The following is a 17,995-nucleotide window of genomic DNA, read 5'->3' as shown; positions in this document are numbered from 1 at the left end:
GCCGGAAATCGGAATATGCCGTCGTGCTTGAGGGCTAATCGGGTTAACGGACTCCGGAGTCGTTTATTGGCATCCGGATAAATATTCGGGTGAATCCCACTTCTGTGCTCAGCCGAGGCCGTCAAGGAATGGGCGGTGTGCGTTCTGGAACGCCCATCCGTAATACCGATCCCAGTTAACCGACCAAGTCATCAACCCCCGCAACGCAGGCGACGGCCCGCCGCGCAGGGTGTACGAGCCGCAGCCCGTTCCACGAGCCAGGCAAGTCACCGCGGTGTGGACCTCGTCAGGCGAGACGTAGCCGTTTCCTGCGCTGACCGCGGCGGGCAGGCCGACGGCGATCTGGTCCTCGCGGAGGCCTGGGAAGGTTTGGCCGGTGTTCGCGACCTTGAACCCGGACTTCAGCATGTCCGTCATCGCGATCAGGAAATCCGCGCCGCCCATGGTGTGGTACTGGTTGTCCAATCCCATGACCGGACCGGAGTTGTAGTCCTGGACATGGAGCACCGTGAGCGAGTCGCGCAGGGCGTAGATGACTGGCAGGTACGCCCCAGTCCGGCTGTCGCCCCCGCCAGCACCGCCGTAGAACTGGTAGCCCACCTGGACGAAGAACGTTTCCGGGGCCATGGTCAGGACGAATTTGGCTCCGTAGCGGGCTTTCAGGGTCTTCAACGCCGAGATCAGGTTGACGATCACCGGTGTGGTCGGGTTGTGGAAGTCGGTGTCACCAGAGTTCAGGGACAGCGACTGGCTTTCGAAGTCGACGTCCAGGCCGTCCAAGCCGTACTTGTCGATGATCGCCGCGACGGAGTTGACGAAGTTGTCGCGGGCGGCGGTGCTCGTCAGCTGGACTTCGCCGTTCTGGCCGCCGATCGAGATCAGGACCTTCTTGCCTTGCGCCTGTTTCGCGCGGATGGCTGCGATGAAGTCCGCGTCGCTTTCCACGCCTGGGCATTCGGTGGTCGAGCAGCGGTTGAAGCGGACGTCGCCGGAGGTCACCGACGTTGGTTCGGCGAAGGCTAGGTCGATGATGTCCCACGCGTTCGGGACGTCGGCGAGCTTCAGGTACCCGGAGCCGTTCGCGAAGCTTGCGTGGACGTAGCCGATCAGTGCGTGTTTGGGCAGGCCGGCGCTGGTGCAGCCGCTGGTGGTCGCGGAAGCTGCGGGGGTGTGCGCGGATTCGGCTTTGTCGTTGTAGGCGGTCACCGAGTAGCTGTGCGAGGTGCAGGCGGTGAGGCCGGAGAGCGTCGTGGACGTTCCGGTCACGGTGGCGCGCAGGGTGTTGTCTTCGTAGACGCGGTAGCCGGTGACCGTTCCCGCGGCTGCGCCCCAGCTCAGGGCGATCGACGTGTCGGTGACGGTGCCGACGGTGGGGGTTCCCGGGACGCCTGGTGCGCCGGGGGTGTCGCCGCCGGGGCCGTCTAGGACTACGTCGTCTGCGTAGTACGTGCCGGCGCCGTACCAGCCGTGCAGGTACAGCTCGGCAGACGTCTGGCTCGCGGTGGTGGTGAAGGACAGCGAGAGCTGGCTGTACGTGGAAGCGTTCGTCCAAGTGGAGGAGCCGCCGGTAATGCCCAGGTACACCGGTGCGCCTTGGACCCAGGCGGAGACCGAGTAGGTCGTGCTCGGGCGCACGGACACTGTTTGGGTGCATTGGCCCTGGTCGGAAGCGCCGGGGGTGACGGCCAGGGCGTAACTCCCCGAGTGCACCGGCGTCTTCACGGCCGCGCCTGCCGGGCACGTCCAGCCGGAGGTCGAACCGGCTTCGAAACCGGGGTTGGCGAGCAGGTTCGCTGCCTGCGCGGGGCCGCCGACGACAAGTCCGGCGGCGGCTAGCAGGAGCACGACGAGGAAACGAGCACGCTTCATTGCGGTTCCTCCGGTCCGATGCGACCCCCGATCGATATTGTCTAGACCACTCGCCGAGTTGTCCAGACCTATTCGACCGACGAAAGTCGGCTTTCCGAAGAAGGGTCGCCTCAGGCCGTGCTGTCCGGAGTCAGGGCGCGGAGCAGTTCGCGCAGGGATTCCTGTTGTGCGGGGCTGAGCGGTGCAAGTGGGGAGCGCGCGTCCAGGTGGCGCAGTGCTTCGGTGCGACGGCGTTTGCCCGCGGGGGTCAGCACGATCTGCTTGGCCCGGCGGTCCGCGGGGTGCGGCTGACGCTGGATCAGGTCCTGCTCTTCGAGCCGATCCAGGACGAAAGTTGCGTTCGAGGCCTCGCACACCATCCGGGCGGCCAGTTCGCGGGCGGTGATCGGCTCGGACAGTTCGCGCAACGCGATCACCTGGCTGGGCGTCAGGCCCATCTGCTCGGCCACGCGGCGCACGTGGACGTCCAGCGTGTGCGCGAGGTGGTGGACCAGCTTGCATACGTCGCGGTCCACGCCCGGAGTCCCTGCCATGTCCCGCAGTCTAGCGGAACTGATTCGAGCTGTGATAGTTCTAGTTCGAATCATTCGAACTAGAACTACTGTGGGGTGTCGTGCCGCTCTCGGTTTTTTCCTTGCTGCTCGTAGTTTTCAGTCTCACCACCGGCGAGTTCGTGATCGCCGGGATCCTGCCCGACGTCGCCGCCGGGCTGTCGGTCTCCGTGGGCTCGGCTGGACTGCTCGTCACCGCCTACGCGATCGGGATGATCGTCGGCGGCCCACTGGTCACGCTCGCTACCGCGCGGGTCCCGCGCAAGCCGCTCATCGCCGGGTTGATCGTGGTGTCCATGGTGGGCAACCTGGGATCGGCGTTCGCTCCTGGCTACGCGCTCGCGGTGGTGTCGCGGTTCGTCGCCGGGCTGGTGGTGGCGACGTTCTTCGCGGTCGCGATCGCGACTGTGGTGTCGATGGCGCCGCCGGGAAAGGCGGTTTCGACCATCGCGAAGGTGACCATGGGGTTGAACCTGGGCATCGTCGCGGGCAGTCCGCTCGGCACCGTTCTCGGCCACCATCTCGGCTGGCGGGCAACTTTCGGGGCGGTCGCGGTGGTCAGCGGGATCGCGCTGCTGCTGGTCCTGCGGTTCGTTCCCGCGCAGGCCGCGGCCGGTTCGGTGCGCGGGGAGTTGCGGGTGCTGGCCGATCGAAACGTCTGGCAGGCGATCGGCCTGACCGTGCTCGGCAACGTGGGCGTGGTGACCGTTTTTACGTATATCGCGCCGTTGCTCACGGACGTCAGTGGATTCAGCAGCGATCTACTCCCCGTGCTGCTGGTTCTTTACGGGGTCGGCGCGGTCGCGGGCAACTACCTCGGCGGGCGGTGGGCGGACAAGGCGCTGTTGCCGTCACTGGTCTGGATGCTGGCGGCGCTGATCGTGGCACTGGCGGCGGCTTGGCTGGGCAGTCCGGTCAAACCGGTGATGATCGGGTTGGTTTTCGTGCTCGGGATGCTGGCCTTCGGGATCGTTCCGGGAATGCAAGCGCGGGTGATCGCGGCGGGGAGCAGTGCTCCGACGTTGGCGGTGGCGGTCAACGCGTCCGGGTTCCAGCTGGCCACCGCGGTCGCCGGGCTGCTGGGCGGACAGGTGATCACCCGTGCACCACAGTCGATCTACCTGCTGGCCGCGGTCCTTACCGCGGCTGGCCTGGGCATCGCGTTGTACTCGCTTCGCCGGGAGCAACTGAGTACCGACTCGCGTCGGTAATTCCTCACGATCTTCGGCGTTACAGTGACCAGGCGAGGGGTTGCGGCCGGAGGAGTCATGGAGCTGGAACTGCGCCATCTGCGCGCGCTCGTGGCCATCGCTGACGCGCACAGTCTCGTTCGCGCGGCCAAGGCGCTGCACGTTTCGCAGCCGGCGTTGTCCGGGTTGCTGCGGCGGGTCGAACGGTCGGTCGGCGGGAGTCTGTTCGCGCGGTCGCCGACGGGGTGTGTGCCGACGGCGCTCGGGGAGGACGTTGTCGCGGACGCGCGTGCGGTGCTGGCTGGGATGTCCGCGCTGACTGAGCGGGCCGGTGCGCGGCGGGAGTCGGCTGGGGCGGTGCGGATCGGCGGGTACAGCGGGTTTCTGCATCTCTCGTTGGCGAGGTGGTTGCGGGATCAGCCGTGGTGTCCCGCGGTTCGGGTGCATGAGGAGCAGGACGAGGCCCGTACGGTGGCGGCGCTCGCGGACGGCGAACTTGACCTCGCGCTGGTTTACCTTGCGCCGCTTCCGGATCGGATCGTTCCGGACGACGTCGAGAGTGTCGTGATCCAGGCGCGCGAACCGGTTTTCGTGATTCTGGCTGAAGATCATCCGCTGGCCTCGGGCGAGGACATCTCGCTGGAGGAGCTTGCCGCGTATCCGTGGGCGGACGATCCGCCGTGGACGACTCGGTGGTCGGCGTATCTGCGGGAAGTCTGCCGGCAGCGAGGGGTCGTGCTCGATCAGCCGCATCGGCCGCAGTGTCTGGCTACTTTGCTGGACCTGGTGCGCGAGGGGATGGCGGTCGCGCCGGCGTTGGCGACTCGGGAGGATCGGCAGGGCGGGATCGTGGTGCGGGCGATCGAGGACGCGCCGCTGTGGCAGGAGCTGCGGTTGTGTTACCGGCCGGGTACGGCGGTCGCGGACCGGATCGGCGAGATATCTCAGAAGGTGGCCGGTGACTACGCCAACCGGCAGGGGTGCAGTGCCGCGTTCGACCGCTGGTGGCACGCACTCCTGCCGGCCGGGGCCTAGACGGTGACGCGCCAGTTGCTGTTCGGCGTCGGCACCTCGAACTGCAGTGACGAGCAGCTGTAATCGCTGGGGTTCGGGTTGGCGGTCGGCTGCAACGGCGAGTTCGACTCCGTCGCGGGCGTCCACTGGCCGCCGATGCGCAACTGCAGCTGGCTGGACTCGAAGACCTTGCCCTTCGCGTCCGAGCAGTAATACGCCTGGCTGGTCGACGGGTCGACGGTCGAGTACAGCTCGAAGATGTCCCAGCCCTCGTTGAGGGTGCTCTGGTCGCTGCCGCTTTGGCTGAACAGATCGTCCCACTTGCCGGTCTTCACGTTGTAGAGCGAAGCTGTCCAGCTGTTGGCGCCCGCGTCGGTCTGGACTTCCTGGACGGTGAACGCCGGGTGTCCGTCCACTGTGGACGTGTAGTTCGACAGGAACGAGCCGTCCAGCGGGACGACCTTCGCGGGTCCGACTGTTCCGCACCAGTCCCAAGCCCAGACCTGGCCGCCCTGGTCGAGTCCGTACGCGGTGACGACTTCGATGCAGGAATGGCCGGTGGGCTTGACGGTCGGGGCGTAAACGACGTCCGCGCTGTTCGAGAGGCGGAGGTCCGGTACGACACTGTGCGTCACGAGAATTCCGTCCGCGCCGGTGGACAGCTGCGGTTCGGGGCCCCAGAAGGTGTGCGCTTGTGCGTCGAGCCGCGGCTTGACGCTGCGGCCGGATTTTTCGCGGCGCAGCTTGAGGAACTTGTCCGCCGCGGTTCCGGCGGCGGCTTTCGCGGCGGCACCGGTCAGCCCGGGCACTACCCCGCTGTCCGGCGCCGCGGAGACCGGCGGGCTGCCGGCGACGACAGCCGCGGCCGTCAGGGCGGAAGTGAGCAGGGCAAAGAGTTTCCGCATCGATGCATCTCCTCGTCGTAGGCGAAGGAAACGCGCGGAGGGAAAAGGGTGTCCGTCCGCGGGACACGGATGTTAAGTCGGAATTTTTGGTGCCAGGCACCGACTTTCGACGGTGTGTTCCGATCAGTGCAGCTCAGCGAGGGCATAGGTTTTCCCGCGCGCCGCGGGTTATGCCGCCAAGCGGAGTAATCAGCGCGGCTTGGCCCGGACGCGGATGCGTTCGCCCTGCTTGCCGAACAGGCTGAGGATTTCGACCGGGCCGTCGCCGGTGCTGCCGAACCAATGCGGGATCCGGGTGTCGAATTCGGCGACCTCGCCCGCTTTGAGGACGACGTCGTGTTCGCCGAGCACGAGCCTGCCCTTGCCGCTGAGCACGCAGAACCACTCGTGGCCGGGATGCGTGCGCGGAGCGGGTTCGCATGGGGCGGCGGCGAAGATCATCTTGAGCGATTGCAGCTGACCGGGTTGCCGGGTGAGCGGCACGACGGTCCGGTCGCCGCGGGTGACCGGTTGCAGCGGGGAGGTGCCGATGAGTTCGTCGATTGGGATCCGGTGGGCGCGGGAAATAGGGAGAAGGAGTTCGAGGGTGGCCTTGCGCCGGCCGGATTCGAGGCGGGAGAGGGTGCTGATGGAGATGCCGGTGGCGGTCGACAGCTCGTCCAGAGTGCGGTTCCGCTGCCGCCGGAAGAGCCGGAGCCGGGGGCCGATCTCGGCGATGATGTCCTCCACGCGAACCAGCATGACACTCCTAGCCGCAGGACTGAACGCAATTAGCCCGACGGCTATCCGCGATCGACCGCGGACGGATGTTTTGCCCGCGCGACCGCCCTAGCGTGGGTCGCATGGTCCCGGCAGTCGCCCTCTTCTTTCTCGCTCCGCTGGTCGGCGAGTACCTGCTGGGCAACACCCCGGTGACCGATGTCGGCTCGCTTTTCCTGTTCGCACCGATGTACGGCGGCGGTGCGCTGCTGATCCGCGAGGTCGCGCGGCGCACCGGACGCGGCTGGGCGGCGATGGTCCCGTTCGCGGCGGCGTACGCGCTGCTGGAGGAGGGGCCGATCGACATGATGCTGTGGAATCCGGCTTACGGCGGGTTCGACATCGCTGCCGCTTACGCCGAAACGTACGTCCCGGCGCTGGGCACGAGCGTTCAGATGCTTCAGGACGTGCTGACCATGCACACCGTCTGGAGCATCTGCGTGCCGATCGCCATCGTGGAAGCCTTCTGCCAGTATCGCGCTCAGCCGTGGCTGGGCAAGGTCGGGCTGTCCGTGGTCGCGGTGGTGTTCGTTTCGGGGTCGGCGGCGTTGTGCGCGATGCAGATCGCGTCGACGGGGTTTGTCGCCTCGGCCGGTCAGCTGGGTTGGGCGTTCGCGGCCGTCGCCGGGTTGGTCGGGCTGGGATTCTGGCTGGGCAGGAGGTCGGTGCCGCCTCGGGACGGCGTCGCTCCCGCACCCGCGGTCGTGGGGGTCGCGGCGTTCGGGGTGACGAGTCTGGTGTGGTGCCGGGAATTCCTGCCGGAGGAGGTCTCGCAACGGGTGGTCGCGGCCGGGTGGTGCTTGCTGGTCGCGGCGGCGGTCGCGCTGGTGTACCGGTGGTGCCGGTCTGCCGGGTGGGGCGCGCGGCATCGGCTCGCGCTCGCCGCGGGTGCCCTGGTCACCTATGTCTGGGTCGGTTGGCAGCATGCTCGTGACATGGACATTCCGCGACCGACGGCGCTGCTCAGCACCATCGGGTTCGCGATCGCGGTGGCGGTGCTGTTGCTGGCGGCGTTCAACCGAGCTTCAGCGGACCGAATCTAGCGCCGCGTTCACGAACGAAGCCACCTGCGGCCGCCGGTCCTGTTCGTTCCAGGCGAGCACCAGCTGGCTGGGCGGAGCGTCCTCGATCGGCACGCAGACGACACCCGGCGGGACCTGGTCGACCAGCGACCGCGGCAGCACGCCGACCATCCGTTCCAGCGAGATGAGGTGCAGCAGCTGGACCACGTCGGCGACCTCCGGCCCGGTCCCCTCGACCCCGGGCACGCCTTTCCACGACGGCATCGTTTCTCCGTCCAAATCGGACAGTCGAACCGATTCGCGTCCGGCCAGCCGGTGCGCGGCGGGGACGATGGCGACGCGGTCCTCGGCGTGCAGGTTTTCGTAGTCGAGCCCGGTCAGGTCGTCGAACGGGATGAACAGGAGGCCGACGTCCGCGCGTCCGCTGAGCAGGAAATCAGTGCGGTCGGCGGGGCCGCTGAAGAGGATGTCGACCTGGTGGGCGTCGGGATGGCGGGAGTACTCGGCGAGGATTCCGGACAGCAGTCCGGCGTCGCCGCCCGGTTTGAGCACCAGGCGCAGGTGGCTTTCCCCGGCGCGGCGGGCGTTGCGGGCGGCGGCGCTGACCGCGTTGAGCGCGTGCCGTCCGTGTTCCTGCAGGGCTTCGCCGGCCGCGGTCAGTTCGACGTGCCGGCTCGAGCGAGCGAACAATTGCACACCGAGCCGGGTTTCGATGCGCTGGATCGCCTTCGACAACGCCGGCTGGGCGATCGACAGCCGCACGGCGGCGCGGCCGAAGTGCAGCTCGCTGGCGACGGCCAGGAAGTACTCGAGTTCGCGCGTCTCTAGCTCAGCCATGCCTCCAGGTTATCGTCGAATAGCGAATCGGTCTTGGACGTCCGGCCGAAATGCGGGCAAAACTTGTAGCATGATCACGCACACGATGATTGTTTCGTTCGACCGGCCGGTGCCCGACGCCGAGCTGGATCAGTACCTCGGAGATATCAAAGAGGCCATGCTGGCGACCGGGTTCGCCGAGTCGGTGGAGACCCGCCGCCACCTGCCGATCCCTGGCGAGGACGCCATCCCGGCGCTCATCGCGACGGCGATCGTCCAGGTCACCGTCGCCGACCTCGACACGCTGGCCAAGAGCTTCACCGCGCCCGAACTGCACGAGGTGATCGACCGGTGGCAGGCGCGGCATCCGTACCGCGTGGCCTGGGCGAACCACGAGTCCCTCTCGTGAGCGGGCGGCGTGGGCTCGTCACCGGGGCGGGCAGCGGGATCGGCCGGGCGGCGGCGATCGAGTTCGCCCGAGGCGGGGCGGCGGTGGCCGTGCTGGACATCGACGAGGCCGCGGCGGCGGAGACCGTCGAGCTGATCAAGAAGGACGGGGGCGATGCGCTGGCCGTCCGGGTTGACATCGGCGATGAGGCTTCGGTGCAGGCGGCGGTCAAGCGGACCGTCGAGGCGTACGGCGGGCTCGACTTCGCGGTGAACAACGCCGGTTTGTCGTCGCACAAACGCGTCGACCAGCTGACCCTCGCCGAATTCGAGCGGGTCGTGCAGGTGAACCTGTCCGGGACCTTCCTTTGCATGAAGTACGAGCTGCCGCACCTGAAGGGCGGCGCGATCGTGAACGTCGCGTCCAACGGCGGGCTGTACGCGATCCCGAACGCTCCCGCTTACGTCGCGGCGAAGCACGGGATCGTCGGCCTGACCAAGGTCGCGGCGGTGGATTACGCGGCGGACGGCATCCGCGTGAACGCGGTGTGCCCGGGGCCGACGCGGACGCCGGGGTTCGACAAATGGGCCGGCGACCCCGACCTGATCGCCCGGCAGGAGGCGATCACTCCGCTCGGCAGGCTGGCCACGCCGGAGGAAGCCGCCGCGGCCGTGGTCTGGCTGTGCTCGGACGCGGCGTCGTATGTCACCGGGACCACGCTGTCGGTCGATGGCGGACGGCGGGCGTAATTCCTAGAGCGCGCCCGCCAGGAGCTGGGCGGTCTCGGCGGGGGATTCGACGGGGAAGTGGTGGCTGCCGAGGTCGACCAGCTCGATTCGGATCCGGTCGCCGTAGCGGTCGATGGCCTCCTGGGTGATGATCGAGCGCACGGCGAACAGCACGACCGGCTGAGCGACTTCGCGCAGCGCCGCGTCCATGTCCCAGCGCGCTAGGCCTTCGAGCGAGTGCAGGCCGGCGGGCTGGCGTACGGACCCCATCTTCTTGGTATACGAGTCCACTAAGGACGGATCGGTGCCTTCGGGCGAGCCGGCCTCGACCATGCCGCGCATCGCACCGGCGAAGTCCTCCCGGAACGGCCGCAGCAACGCTTGGACGTCCGTCTCGCTCTGCGCGGGGAACAAGTTCAAGTAGTGCAACGCTTCGAGCGCGATGACCTGGGTGACCGTGTGAGGAAGCTGGCGGGCGGTCTCGACCGCGACCGCTCCGCCGAGCGAATGCCCTGCTACGACGGAGGAATCTACCGACTCGGCGGCCAGTACGGTGGCCACGTCGCGAGCGAATTCCTCAATCGTCCAAGTGTCGCGCTCCGACCGTGAGTCGCCGTGCTCGGCGAGATCGACGGCCAGCACCCGGACGTCGGACGGGAGGTGCTCGATGATCGTGTCGAAGTCCCCGCGGTCGCAGCCCCAGCCGTGAATGAGCGTCAGCGCGAGCCCGTCGGCGGGGCCGGTTGCGGTGTAATGGATTCTCGTGCCGTCCGGGCGGCTGGTTTCGCGGTTCATGGTGATGTTCCTCGTCAGAAAGCGCGCTGGTAGCGGACGGGCCAGGTCTCTTTGGGCTGGTTTCGCAAGGCGAGGTACGGATCGCGCAGCAGCGGGCGTCCCAGCAGGACAGCGTCGGCCTTGCCCTCGCGGATGACCTGGCCCGCCGTGGCGAGGTCGGTGATCTGACCGACTGGCGCGACCGCCAGCCGGGACGCTTCCTTGAGTGCGGCGGCGAAATCGACGTTCAAACTCTTCCGATCCGGTGGCCGGGCACCCCGATCGCGCACGAGCACGCCAGAGGTGACGTCGAGAAGGTCGATCCCGATGGCCGCCAGTTCCTTGGCGAACTCGGCCGCGTCGTCGATCGTGATGCTCTCCTCGACCCAGTCGGTGGCGGTGATGCGGACGAACACCGGCTTGTCCTCGGGGAACGCCTCTCGCACGGCGCGGGCCACGCGCAGCGGGAAGCGCATCCGGTTCTGCGAACTTCCGCCGTACTCGTCGGTGCGCTGATTGGACAGCGGGGACAGGAACTGGTGCAGCAGGTATCCGTGCCCGGCATGGATTTCGACGGCCTGGTAACCGGCCAGCTCGGCCATCCGGGTCGCGTGCGCGAACTCCTCGACGACCCGGTCCAAGTCCGCCGAGGCGGCCGGGCGGGGCATCGCCAGATTGCCGAACGGGATCGCCGACGGTGCGATCAGTTCCCAGCCGCCGTCGGCGACCGGCACCGGTTCGTTCTGGCCGTCGCCGACCCACGGGACCTGGTGCGATCCCTTGCGGCCCACGGCGTTCAGCTGCACCGCGGGCACCGCGCCGTGGCCGGAGACGAACGACGTGAGCTTCCGGTGCGCCAGCGCCTGTTCTTCGTTCCAGAGCCCGAGATCGGCCAAGGTGCATCGGTTGTCCGGGCTGATCGCGGTGGCCTCGACCATGACCAGCCCGACGCCGCCGATCGCGCGGGAGCCGTAATGCGCCAGATGCCATTCGGTCGGCAGACCGTCCGGGTCGGCCGCGTACTGCGCCATCGGGGACATCCAGACGCGGTTGCGGAAGGTGACGTCGCGCAAGCGCAACGGCGTGCTTTCCGGGAACTCCGCGCTGGACGCGCTGAACTCGCTCATGCCACTACACGGTACGCCTCATTCCGCATTGCGGCACACGTGCTGGTCAGTCAGCGGCAAGCAGGCGACTGACCTCGGCCGCGGCGGCCACGACCAGCGGCGCGAAAGTCTTCTCCTGCACGCGGGTGTACCTGGTGTCGGGCACGGCGAGTGTGATCGCCGCCACCGGCTGTCCGGCCGGATTCGTGATGGCCGCGCCGATCGACGACACCTGCGGGCGGAACCACGACGAGGACCCGTTGAGCGCGTACCCGCGCTTTGCGGCCTGCGCGATGTCACGACGGAGCGCGGCGAAATCCGGTGCCGGGGTCTGGGCGAACTCGGGAAGTTCGTGCGTGAACAGCTCCTCGACCTCGGATTCGTCGAGCAGCGCCATGATCGCCGTGCCGCCGGACGTGGCGAGCAGCGGCACCCGCGTGCCGACATCCAGCACGACTCGCACGATCTGGTCGGTGTCCTGGCTGGCGACGACGACGAGACTGTCGCCGTCGCGTTCGGCCAGCATGACGGTTTCGTTCGTCCCGGCCGCGAGCCGCTTGATGACCGGGTCGGCGATCTCCTTGAGGTCCGGCTTCCCGCAGTCGCGCAACCCGAGCGCCAGCACCCTCGGCGCGACACCCCAGCGCGCGCGTTCCTCGTCCACGACCTTCAGCCATCCCGCCTGCTGAAGTGTGATCAGGCCGCGCTGGACGGTGCTCTTCGGGATCTCCGTGGAGCGCGCCAGTTCGGAGACGCCGACCGGCTGTCGCTGGGCGACTTCTTCGAAGACTCGCAGCGTGCTGAGGACGCTGTTCATCGACCGGACACCCGGCTTGTCGGCCTCTTCGTCGCGCATGTGCCTCATCGTGGCACAGCGATACGATGAGGGCGCGCGTCGTCTTGGGGAGGAAGCATGACCGAACCGTGGCAGTGGAGCGAGCAAACCTGGCGGGACCACGTCGGCCGTGTGCGTGCTGGACGGCCGTTGCGGCCGGAATCCTGGCCGGGCGGCGCGAAGGTAGCGGTGGCGTTGTCGTTTGATTCGGACCACGAGACGCTCGCGCTGCGCGACGGTCACGTGCTGCCGGGCAAGCTGTCGCAGGGGGAGTACGGCTCGCGGGTCGGCGTGCCGCGAGTGTTGAAGCTGCTTGAACGGTTCGGGGCGCCTTCGACGTTCTTCATGCCTGCGGTGTCGGCGTTGCTGCACGACGGCGAGGCTCAGTCCTATGTGGACGCCGGACACGAGGTGGCGCTGCACGGCTGGATCCACGAAATCAATGCTCAACTGCCGCCTTCAGCCGAGCGTGAGCTCACCTTCCGGGCTGCGGACACCTTGGAACGGCTCACTGGCACGCGTCCAGTCGGCATCCGCACCCCGTCCTGGGACTTTTCCGCAACCACCCTCCCGATCATCCGCGAACTGGGCTTGGCCTATGACTCGTCACTGATGGCGGACGACGACTGCTACGAGATCCTCGCTGACGGTGAGCCGACCGGCGTCGTCGAGCTTCCGGTGGAGTGGATCCGTGACGACGCCCCGTATTTCACGATGAATCGCTTCGGCTCGCAGCGCCCGTACACCCCGCCGCGGGGAGTGTTGTCGATCTGGCGCGACGAGTTCGACCTCGCTCTGGCTGACGGCGGGCTTTTCCAGCTCACCATGCATCCGCACGTCATCGGACATCGTTCCCGCATCGCGATTCTCACCGAACTGCTGGAGCACATCGCTTCGCACGACGGGGTCTGGTTCGCTACGCACGCTCAAGTCGCGGCTTACGTTTCGGAACCCGTCGCCCGTGAATAGCCGCCACGACAACGCCGACGACCGCGGCTAACGCTCCGGAAAGGACGAACGTCGTCCCCATCCCGACGGCGTCGATCACCGGCTGTGCGATCAGCGGCGACGAGAACTGCCCGAGGAACAACGCGGACGTCAGCAATCCCAACGACCTCGTCCGCACGCCGGGGGCGGCCGTCGAGACCAGCCAGCCGTTGACGGTCGGGTTCTGCAGCCCGATCCCCAGCCCGACCACGACCATGCCCAGCGCGGCGGTCCACAACGCGCCCGCGGTGCCGAGCACGACCAGCCCGACGGCGAACGCGGCGAACATCGTGATCGCCAACGCCGGGAAGGACCAGCGGACGCGCAGGCGGCGGAAGTTCAAGCCCACCAAGGTCATCACCAGGTTGACCGCGGCGATCAACGCTCCCGCGACGGCCGGACCCGCGCCGCCGACTTCGGCAAGCCAGAACGGGGCTTGCGTCGGAACGGTGTAGAAGACCACGACGCCGATGAAGATCAGCGCGTACAACCCGAGCAGCCGTGGCTGCCAGGGTGACGCGGCTGTGGTGGGGTCCGTCGGATCGGCCGGCTGGACGGGTGCGTCCGGCACGAATCGCAGCACGAGGACCAACATCGGAATCGCCAGCAGGTAGATGGCGAACGGTCCGCGCCAGTCCACCGCGGCCAGCAAGCCGCCGAGCAGCAGTGCGACGACGCCGCCGAAACCCATTGCCGCGCCTTGCAATCCGAGCACCCGGCCGTGCTCGTCGGCGTGGTGGTGATCGGCGATCAACGCGGTCGACGTGGTCATGATCCCGGCGATGCCGATCCCGAGCACGGCCCGTCCGACGAGCAGCGCGGGGAGAGAATCCAGCAGCAGACCGGATCCGCCGCCGACGGTGTAGAGCGCGAGGCAGGCGACCAGCAGCGGCACACGTCCGGTCCGGCCGCTCAGCTTGGCCAGCAACGGTGCGGACACCATGATCGCCAGCCCGGGCAGCGTGAGCACCAGCCGGACGAGAAGTTCCGCGTGCGGTTCGGCGGCGAAGTGCTGTTGCATGCCGGGCAGCGCGGGGGTGATGGTGGCGCTGGCCATGATGGTCATGGTGCTGACGCCGAGCAGCGTCGCCAGCAAGGACTTTGGTGGGCGCCGCACTCCGGCGTCAGTCGTTTCGGTCACGACGCCGAAGGTAGAACCTCAACTTAACTTGAAGTCAATGCCGCGACCGCGTGCTGGTAGTGCTCGGCGGTGGGCGCGGAGTCCGGTGCGGCGAGCCAGATCAGGGACGCGCCGTTGATCGCGACGTGGTACAGCTGCGCCAGTCCGTCCAGTTCGGACGGTGGAAGCTGCGGATGGACGGCACCGAGGATCTTCGTGAGCGCGTCGGTGCTTTGCCGCATCGCCGGAGCCATCGTCGTCGGCGAATCGCCCGTGCGGACGAGGCGGGTGAGGTGTTCCAGGGACGTCAGCAGGTGGGTCTGCACTGAGGCGAACGCCTCGGGCAGTCGTCCGCAGAACTCGGCGAAGGTTGTGCCGGGGTCGGCTCCGGCTGGGGTCTCGCCGAGGGTTTTCTCGATCCAGGCACCCAGCGCGTCGCCGATGGCTTCGTTGGCGGCTTGCGCGAGCAGCGCGTCTTTCGTGCCGAAGTGGTAGCCGATCGCGGCCAGGCTGACGCCTGCTTCGGACGCGATGTCGCGTGCCGTCGTGCTCAGGCCGCGCTCGCGCAAGCAGGCGCGTGCGGCCTCCAGGAGATCCTCTCGGTTACCCACGGCGAACACCTTACCCGGCTGTCTCAGACGATGTTTTGCACAACGTCTTGCACAATGTACTAATCCGCCGCTACCGTCGGACCAGTGAAAATCGTGATCAGTGGGGGCGGGATCGCCGGGAACGCGCTGGGGGTGGGGCTGGGCCGTCGCGGGATCAGCGCCACCGTGCTCGAACGGGCGGACGGTCCGCGGATCGGCGGGCACACGGTGGATCTGCGCGGGCACAGTCAGGACGTGCTCCGTGAGTGGGGGCTGCTCGAGGATGTGCGCGCGGTGCGGGTGGCAGAGGAGCGGATGGTCGCGGTCGGCCGGGACGGGGGCGAGTTGTGGCGGATGCCCGCGCAGGTCGGCGGGATCGTGGCCGACGTCGAGGTCGGCCGTGAGGACCTGAACACGGTGTTGGCGAAGGCGTCCCCCGCGGAAGTTCACTACGGAGAACACCTGGTGGACGCGGACTTCACCGGCGGCGGAGTGCGGGTGGAGACCAGCCGCGGTCGCCGGATCGACGCGGATCTCCTGGTGATCGCCGAGGGCACGCGATCTTCTTCGCGGACACGATGGTTTCCGGCTGCGGAGGCGCGGTACTTGGGCGGCTATCTCGCCTTCGTCGCGGTGCCGTATCCCCGCGAATTCGGTGCGGACATGCGGATGTTCGCTGCGGGAGGCGGTGTGATGGTCGCCATCCGGCCAGGCCGCGTCGGTGGCCAAGCCTTGATCGCCGTACGGGCGCCTCGACGTGAAGACCTTGCCAGAGACATTGGGACACAACGGAAATTCATCACGGACAGCATCAAGCAGGCCGGGATCGCGGGCGATTGGCACCTGCCGTCGGTGCTCGACGCGATCGCGCACGACCCTGGTTTCCACTGCGACGAGCTGGTGAAAGTCACCGTGCCGTCGTGGTCGGCCGGGCGGATGGTGCTGCTCGGCGATACGGCGTGGGCGGGCTCGCCGATGACCGGGCTCGGCACCGCGATGGCGATCATGGGCGCGGAAGCGTTGGCCGCCGCTGTCGAAGCAGGCGACCTCGGCAGTTACGAAACCCGGATGCGCCGGTTCGTCCACTGGGGACACCGGGACGCGACCCCAGCGATGTTGAAACGGTGGGCTCCCGGCACCGCCCGGCAGGTGCGGCTGAACGCGATGGTGATGCGGATGTTCACGCGTACGCCGTTGCGCCGCTTGCTCGCGAGGGCCGACAATCCGCCGCCGTGGTATGCCTAGCCCTACCTGCGAGACTACGGGCAAACCGATCGAAGCCGGGCGCCGCGCTGGCTAATCTGGATCGCGTGGCTACCGTCTCTCCCACCGCGAAACCGCGCACCGTACTGGATGCCTTGGCGCGGCGGACATTCCTGATTTCCTCTTGGCCGTGGCGGGCGTTGCTGTACGGGCTGAGCACCGGCCCGATGACGCTGCTGTTCGGGCTTCCGTTCGGGTTCTGCCTGCTGCCGCTCGCGGTGCTGGTCAGCCGGGTCGTGCAGGGGCAGACCTCGAACCTGGCGCTGGTCGCGGTGTTCTCGGTGTTCGGCATGCTGCTGTTCCTGAGCGCGGGTCCGGCGTGGGCGGCGGTGGTGGCCGGGGTCGAACGGCAGCGGCTGCGCATGGTCGACCTCAACCCGGTGACCGTCCCCTTTGGACCCGTCGGCGAACCGGGCTGGTGGCCCCGAATGCGGGCGCGCTACACCGAACCGGCGTCGTGGCGCGAACTCGGCTACGCGGTTCTGTTGTGTACCGCGATTCCCGCGGTGTACGCGGTCGCCGGGATGGTGGCGCTGTTCGCGGTGGTCTTGGTGGCCAGTCCGCTGCTGGTGAACGCGAACGACACGATTTCGATTGGCTTCACTGAAGTTTCCACTCCGGGAGGGGCCGTTCCGTACGCGCTGGGCGGCGTGGTGCTGCTGGTGCTGTCGGGCTATCTGTTGTCCGGATGTGCTGGCCTGCACGCGATGTTGGCCCGTTCGCTGCTCACCGACGGTGCGGCCGAGAAGCTGCGCGGCGAGCTGACCGAGGTGTCGCAATCCCGCACGCGGCTGCTGTCGGCCTTCGACGCGGAACGCAAGCGCATCGAACGCGATCTGCACGACGGGGCGCAGCAACGCCTGGTCGGGCTGAGCTTGCAACTCGGGCTCGCGAAGGTCGACCTGCCGCCGGATTCGGCGGCAGCGAAGGCGGTGTCGGACGCGCACGATCAGGCCAAGAAGCTGATGGTCGAGCTGCGTGAGCTGATCAACGGAATCCACCCGCGGGCGCTCGCCGAACTCGGCTTGCCCGCCGCGTTGGAGGAACTCGCTGACGGTTGCGCGGTGCCGGTCACCGTTGATGTGGCGGTGCCTTCGCGGTTGCCGGAGCCGGTGGAATCCACCGCGTACTTCGTGGTGGCCGAGTCGCTGACCAATGTCGCCAAGCATTCCGCGGCCAGCTGCGCCTCGGTGACCGCCAAAATTGTCGGTCGGGTCCTTACCCTTGAGGTATGGGACAACGGGGCAGGAGGTGCTGATCCGGCACGAGGTACTGGGATCACCGGGTTGAGCGACCGGGTCGCCGTGCTGGGCGGTCGGATGTGGGTGCGCAGTCCGGTCGGCGGGCCGACCGTCGTGCGAGCGGAGCTGCCGTGCTGAGGGGAGAGCCGATGCGGGTCGTCCTCGCCGAAGACGAGGTGCTGCTGCGCGAGGGATTGTGCGGGTTGCTGGAGCGGTTCGGCTTCGAGGTCGTCGCCGCGGTGGGCGATGCCGAAGGGCTGCACGCCGCCGTGCGCGAGCACGATCCGGACCTGGTGCTCACCGACATCCGGATGCCGCCCGGGCATTCGGACGAGGGCTTGCGCGCCGCGGTCGAGCTGCGGCGCACGCGGCCGGAGCTGGCCGTGGTGGTGCTGAGCCAGTACGTCGAACACCACCACGCGGCAGAGCTGCTCGATTCCGCCGAGGGGCGCGGCGTCGGCTACCTGCTCAAGGATCGCGTGGTCGACGTCGAGGAATTCGTCGGGACGCTGCGCCAGGTCGTCGACGGCGGGACGGCGGTGGATCCGCAGGTGGTGCGCCAGTTGCTGCGCCGCCGAGCCGACCCGATCGCCCGGCTGTCGGCGCGGGAGCGGGAGGTCTTGTCGCTGATCGCCGAGGGCCATTCGAACGCGTCGATCGCCCGGAAGCTGGTGGTGTCCGACGCCGCGGTGGGCAAGCACGTGGGGAGCATCCTGTCGAAACTCGACCTTCCGCCGACGGACGACGGAAACCGGCGCGTGCTGGCAGTGCTGGCGTTTCTGCGCGGGGGCGGCTGAAAGCGGTGCGAGCGCAGTGTCCGTCTGCGCTCGCACCGCT

Annotated in this window: 19 protein-coding genes; 9 read left to right on the top strand and 10 right to left on the bottom strand. The window is 68.0% G+C overall.

The genetic code is table 11. The features are described from left to right. Nucleotides 1–108: 108 nt before the first annotated feature. Together ACWDNU_RS01390 and ACWDNU_RS01385 are read right to left on the bottom strand one after the other, a co-directional pair. Nucleotides 109–1,869 (bottom strand): chitinase, encoded by a 1,761-nt coding sequence (locus ACWDNU_RS01390; protein WP_449667255.1) that lies wholly within the window; start codon nucleotides 1,867–1,869, stop codon nucleotides 109–111. 110 nt (nucleotides 1,870–1,979) lie between these two features. After that, nucleotides 1,980–2,402 (bottom strand): MarR family winged helix-turn-helix transcriptional regulator, encoded by a 423-nt coding sequence (locus tag ACWDNU_RS01385; RefSeq protein WP_449667254.1) that lies wholly within the window; start codon nucleotides 2,400–2,402, stop codon nucleotides 1,980–1,982. Nucleotides 2,403–2,482: 80 nt separating this feature from the next. On the opposite strand from ACWDNU_RS01385, the gene ACWDNU_RS01380 reads away from it, so the two are divergent. Beyond that, complete coding sequence (locus ACWDNU_RS01380; RefSeq protein WP_449667253.1) at nucleotides 2,483–3,631, top strand: MFS transporter; 1,149 nt, start codon at nucleotides 2,483–2,485, stop codon at nucleotides 3,629–3,631. A 57-nt stretch (nucleotides 3,632–3,688) separates the two neighbouring features. After that, nucleotides 3,689–4,645 (top strand): LysR family transcriptional regulator, encoded by a 957-nt coding sequence (locus tag ACWDNU_RS01375; RefSeq protein WP_449667252.1) that lies wholly within the window; start codon nucleotides 3,689–3,691, stop codon nucleotides 4,643–4,645. Here ACWDNU_RS01375 and ACWDNU_RS01370 read toward each other — a convergent pair. Beyond that, complete coding sequence (locus ACWDNU_RS01370; RefSeq protein WP_449667251.1) at nucleotides 4,642–5,529, bottom strand: carbohydrate-binding protein; 888 nt, start codon at nucleotides 5,527–5,529, stop codon at nucleotides 4,642–4,644. The genes ACWDNU_RS01375 and ACWDNU_RS01370 overlap by 4 nt on opposite strands. A gap of 189 nt (nucleotides 5,530–5,718) precedes the next feature. Next, a complete protein-coding gene (locus ACWDNU_RS01365) occupies nucleotides 5,719–6,270 on the bottom strand; it encodes a helix-turn-helix domain-containing protein (RefSeq protein WP_449667250.1) in 552 nt (183 codons plus the stop codon). Between the two features lie 101 nt (nucleotides 6,271–6,371). Between ACWDNU_RS01365 and ACWDNU_RS01360 the strand changes: the two genes are divergently transcribed. Next, nucleotides 6,372–7,331: a hypothetical protein gene (locus tag ACWDNU_RS01360; protein ID WP_449667249.1), complete on the top strand. Its 960-nt coding sequence runs from the start codon at nucleotides 6,372–6,374 to the stop codon at nucleotides 7,329–7,331. Here ACWDNU_RS01360 and ACWDNU_RS01355 read toward each other — a convergent pair. Then, nucleotides 7,314–8,147 carry a LysR family transcriptional regulator gene (locus tag ACWDNU_RS01355; RefSeq protein ID WP_370933992.1) on the bottom strand — a complete coding sequence of 278 codons (834 nt, stop codon included), beginning with the start codon at nucleotides 8,145–8,147 and terminating at the stop codon, nucleotides 7,314–7,316. The two genes, ACWDNU_RS01360 and ACWDNU_RS01355, sit on opposite strands and share 18 nt — an antisense overlap. A gap of 70 nt (nucleotides 8,148–8,217) precedes the next feature. Here ACWDNU_RS01355 and ACWDNU_RS01350 point away from each other — a divergent pair, with 70 nt between their 5' ends. Further along, nucleotides 8,218–8,535: a hypothetical protein gene (locus ACWDNU_RS01350; protein ID WP_449667248.1), complete on the top strand. Its 318-nt coding sequence runs from the start codon at nucleotides 8,218–8,220 to the stop codon at nucleotides 8,533–8,535. Then, nucleotides 8,532–9,263 (top strand): SDR family NAD(P)-dependent oxidoreductase, encoded by a 732-nt coding sequence (locus ACWDNU_RS01345; protein WP_449667247.1) that lies wholly within the window; start codon nucleotides 8,532–8,534, stop codon nucleotides 9,261–9,263. Before ACWDNU_RS01350 ends, ACWDNU_RS01345 begins: the two co-directional genes overlap by 4 nt. Nucleotides 9,264–9,266: 3 nt before the next feature. Here ACWDNU_RS01345 and ACWDNU_RS01340 read toward each other — a convergent pair whose 3' ends face one another. The 3 genes from ACWDNU_RS01340 to ACWDNU_RS01330 are packed head-to-tail and all read right to left on the bottom strand — an operon-like array spanning nucleotide 9,267 to nucleotide 11,978. Continuing rightward, nucleotides 9,267–10,037: an alpha/beta fold hydrolase gene (locus tag ACWDNU_RS01340; RefSeq protein WP_449667246.1), complete on the bottom strand. Its 771-nt coding sequence runs from the start codon at nucleotides 10,035–10,037 to the stop codon at nucleotides 9,267–9,269. Nucleotides 10,038–10,051: 14 nt separating this feature from the next. Then, nucleotides 10,052–11,143, bottom strand: coding sequence for an NADH:flavin oxidoreductase/NADH oxidase (locus ACWDNU_RS01335; protein WP_449667245.1), 1,092 nt, complete (start codon nucleotides 11,141–11,143; stop codon nucleotides 10,052–10,054). Nucleotides 11,144–11,189: 46 nt separating this feature from the next. Then, entirely contained in the window at nucleotides 11,190–11,978 is a 789-nt protein-coding gene (locus ACWDNU_RS01330; protein WP_449667244.1) for an IclR family transcriptional regulator, read from the bottom strand. A 57-nt stretch (nucleotides 11,979–12,035) separates the two neighbouring features. On the opposite strand from ACWDNU_RS01330, the gene ACWDNU_RS01325 reads away from it, so the two are divergent. Further along, a complete protein-coding gene (locus ACWDNU_RS01325) occupies nucleotides 12,036–12,926 on the top strand; it encodes a polysaccharide deacetylase family protein (protein WP_449667243.1) in 891 nt (296 codons plus the stop codon). Here the strand turns inward: ACWDNU_RS01325 and ACWDNU_RS01320 are convergent. After that, on the bottom strand, nucleotides 12,874–14,085 hold the full coding sequence (locus tag ACWDNU_RS01320; RefSeq protein WP_449667242.1) for an MFS transporter: 1,212 nt from the start codon (nucleotides 14,083–14,085) through the stop codon (nucleotides 12,874–12,876). The two genes, ACWDNU_RS01325 and ACWDNU_RS01320, sit on opposite strands and share 53 nt — an antisense overlap. A 23-nt stretch (nucleotides 14,086–14,108) precedes the next feature. Then, on the bottom strand, nucleotides 14,109–14,675 hold the full coding sequence (locus ACWDNU_RS01315; RefSeq protein ID WP_370934000.1) for a TetR/AcrR family transcriptional regulator: 567 nt from the start codon (nucleotides 14,673–14,675) through the stop codon (nucleotides 14,109–14,111). A gap of 84 nt (nucleotides 14,676–14,759) precedes the next feature. Between ACWDNU_RS01315 and ACWDNU_RS01310 the strand changes: the two genes are divergently transcribed. The 3 genes from ACWDNU_RS01310 to ACWDNU_RS01300 all read left to right on the top strand — a co-directional run bounded on the left by ACWDNU_RS01310 (nucleotide 14,760) and on the right by ACWDNU_RS01300 (nucleotide 17,955). Beyond that, the gene (locus ACWDNU_RS01310; RefSeq protein WP_449667241.1) at nucleotides 14,760–15,899 is read left to right on the top strand and encodes an FAD-dependent oxidoreductase; all 1,140 of its coding nucleotides are present in this window, start codon (nucleotides 14,760–14,762) and stop codon (nucleotides 15,897–15,899) included. Between the two features lie 65 nt (nucleotides 15,900–15,964). Further along, nucleotides 15,965–17,296, top strand: a complete 1,332-nt coding sequence (locus ACWDNU_RS01305) for a sensor histidine kinase (RefSeq protein WP_449667240.1) — start codon at nucleotides 15,965–15,967, stop codon at nucleotides 17,294–17,296. 11 nt (nucleotides 17,297–17,307) lie between these two features. Further along, the gene (locus ACWDNU_RS01300) at nucleotides 17,308–17,955 is read left to right on the top strand and encodes a response regulator (protein ID WP_449667239.1); all 648 of its coding nucleotides are present in this window, start codon (nucleotides 17,308–17,310) and stop codon (nucleotides 17,953–17,955) included. Nucleotides 17,956–17,995 lie beyond the last annotated feature (40 nt).

The organism is Amycolatopsis sp. NPDC003676 (assembly GCF_053587275.1).
Note: the sequence above shows the minus strand (reverse complement) of the source record. Positions and strands in the feature narration are given on the sequence as shown.

Excerpts from the sequence above, each read along its gene's own strand:
- ACWDNU_RS01390 (WP_449667255.1), bottom strand. The coding sequence starts at position 1,869 with ATGAAGCGTGCTCGTTTCCTCGTCGTGCTCCTGCTAGCCGCCGCCGGA.
- ACWDNU_RS01385 (WP_449667254.1), bottom strand. The coding sequence starts at position 2,402 with ATGGCAGGGACTCCGGGCGTGGACCGCGACGTATGCAAGCTGGTCCAC.
- ACWDNU_RS01375 (WP_449667252.1), top strand. The coding sequence starts at position 3,689 with ATGGAGCTGGAACTGCGCCATCTGCGCGCGCTCGTGGCCATCGCTGAC.
- ACWDNU_RS01370 (WP_449667251.1), bottom strand. The coding sequence starts at position 5,529 with ATGCGGAAACTCTTTGCCCTGCTCACTTCCGCCCTGACGGCCGCGGCT.
- ACWDNU_RS01365 (WP_449667250.1), bottom strand. The coding sequence starts at position 6,270 with ATGCTGGTTCGCGTGGAGGACATCATCGCCGAGATCGGCCCCCGGCTC.
- ACWDNU_RS01360 (WP_449667249.1), top strand. The coding sequence starts at position 6,372 with ATGGTCCCGGCAGTCGCCCTCTTCTTTCTCGCTCCGCTGGTCGGCGAG.
- ACWDNU_RS01355 (WP_370933992.1), bottom strand. The coding sequence starts at position 8,147 with ATGGCTGAGCTAGAGACGCGCGAACTCGAGTACTTCCTGGCCGTCGCC.
- ACWDNU_RS01350 (WP_449667248.1), top strand. The coding sequence starts at position 8,218 with ATGATCACGCACACGATGATTGTTTCGTTCGACCGGCCGGTGCCCGAC.
- ACWDNU_RS01340 (WP_449667246.1), bottom strand. The coding sequence starts at position 10,037 with ATGAACCGCGAAACCAGCCGCCCGGACGGCACGAGAATCCATTACACC.
- ACWDNU_RS01335 (WP_449667245.1), bottom strand. The coding sequence starts at position 11,143 with ATGAGCGAGTTCAGCGCGTCCAGCGCGGAGTTCCCGGAAAGCACGCCG.
- ACWDNU_RS01330 (WP_449667244.1), bottom strand. The coding sequence starts at position 11,978 with ATGCGCGACGAAGAGGCCGACAAGCCGGGTGTCCGGTCGATGAACAGC.
- ACWDNU_RS01325 (WP_449667243.1), top strand. The coding sequence starts at position 12,036 with ATGACCGAACCGTGGCAGTGGAGCGAGCAAACCTGGCGGGACCACGTC.
- ACWDNU_RS01300 (WP_449667239.1), top strand. The coding sequence starts at position 17,308 with ATGCGGGTCGTCCTCGCCGAAGACGAGGTGCTGCTGCGCGAGGGATTG.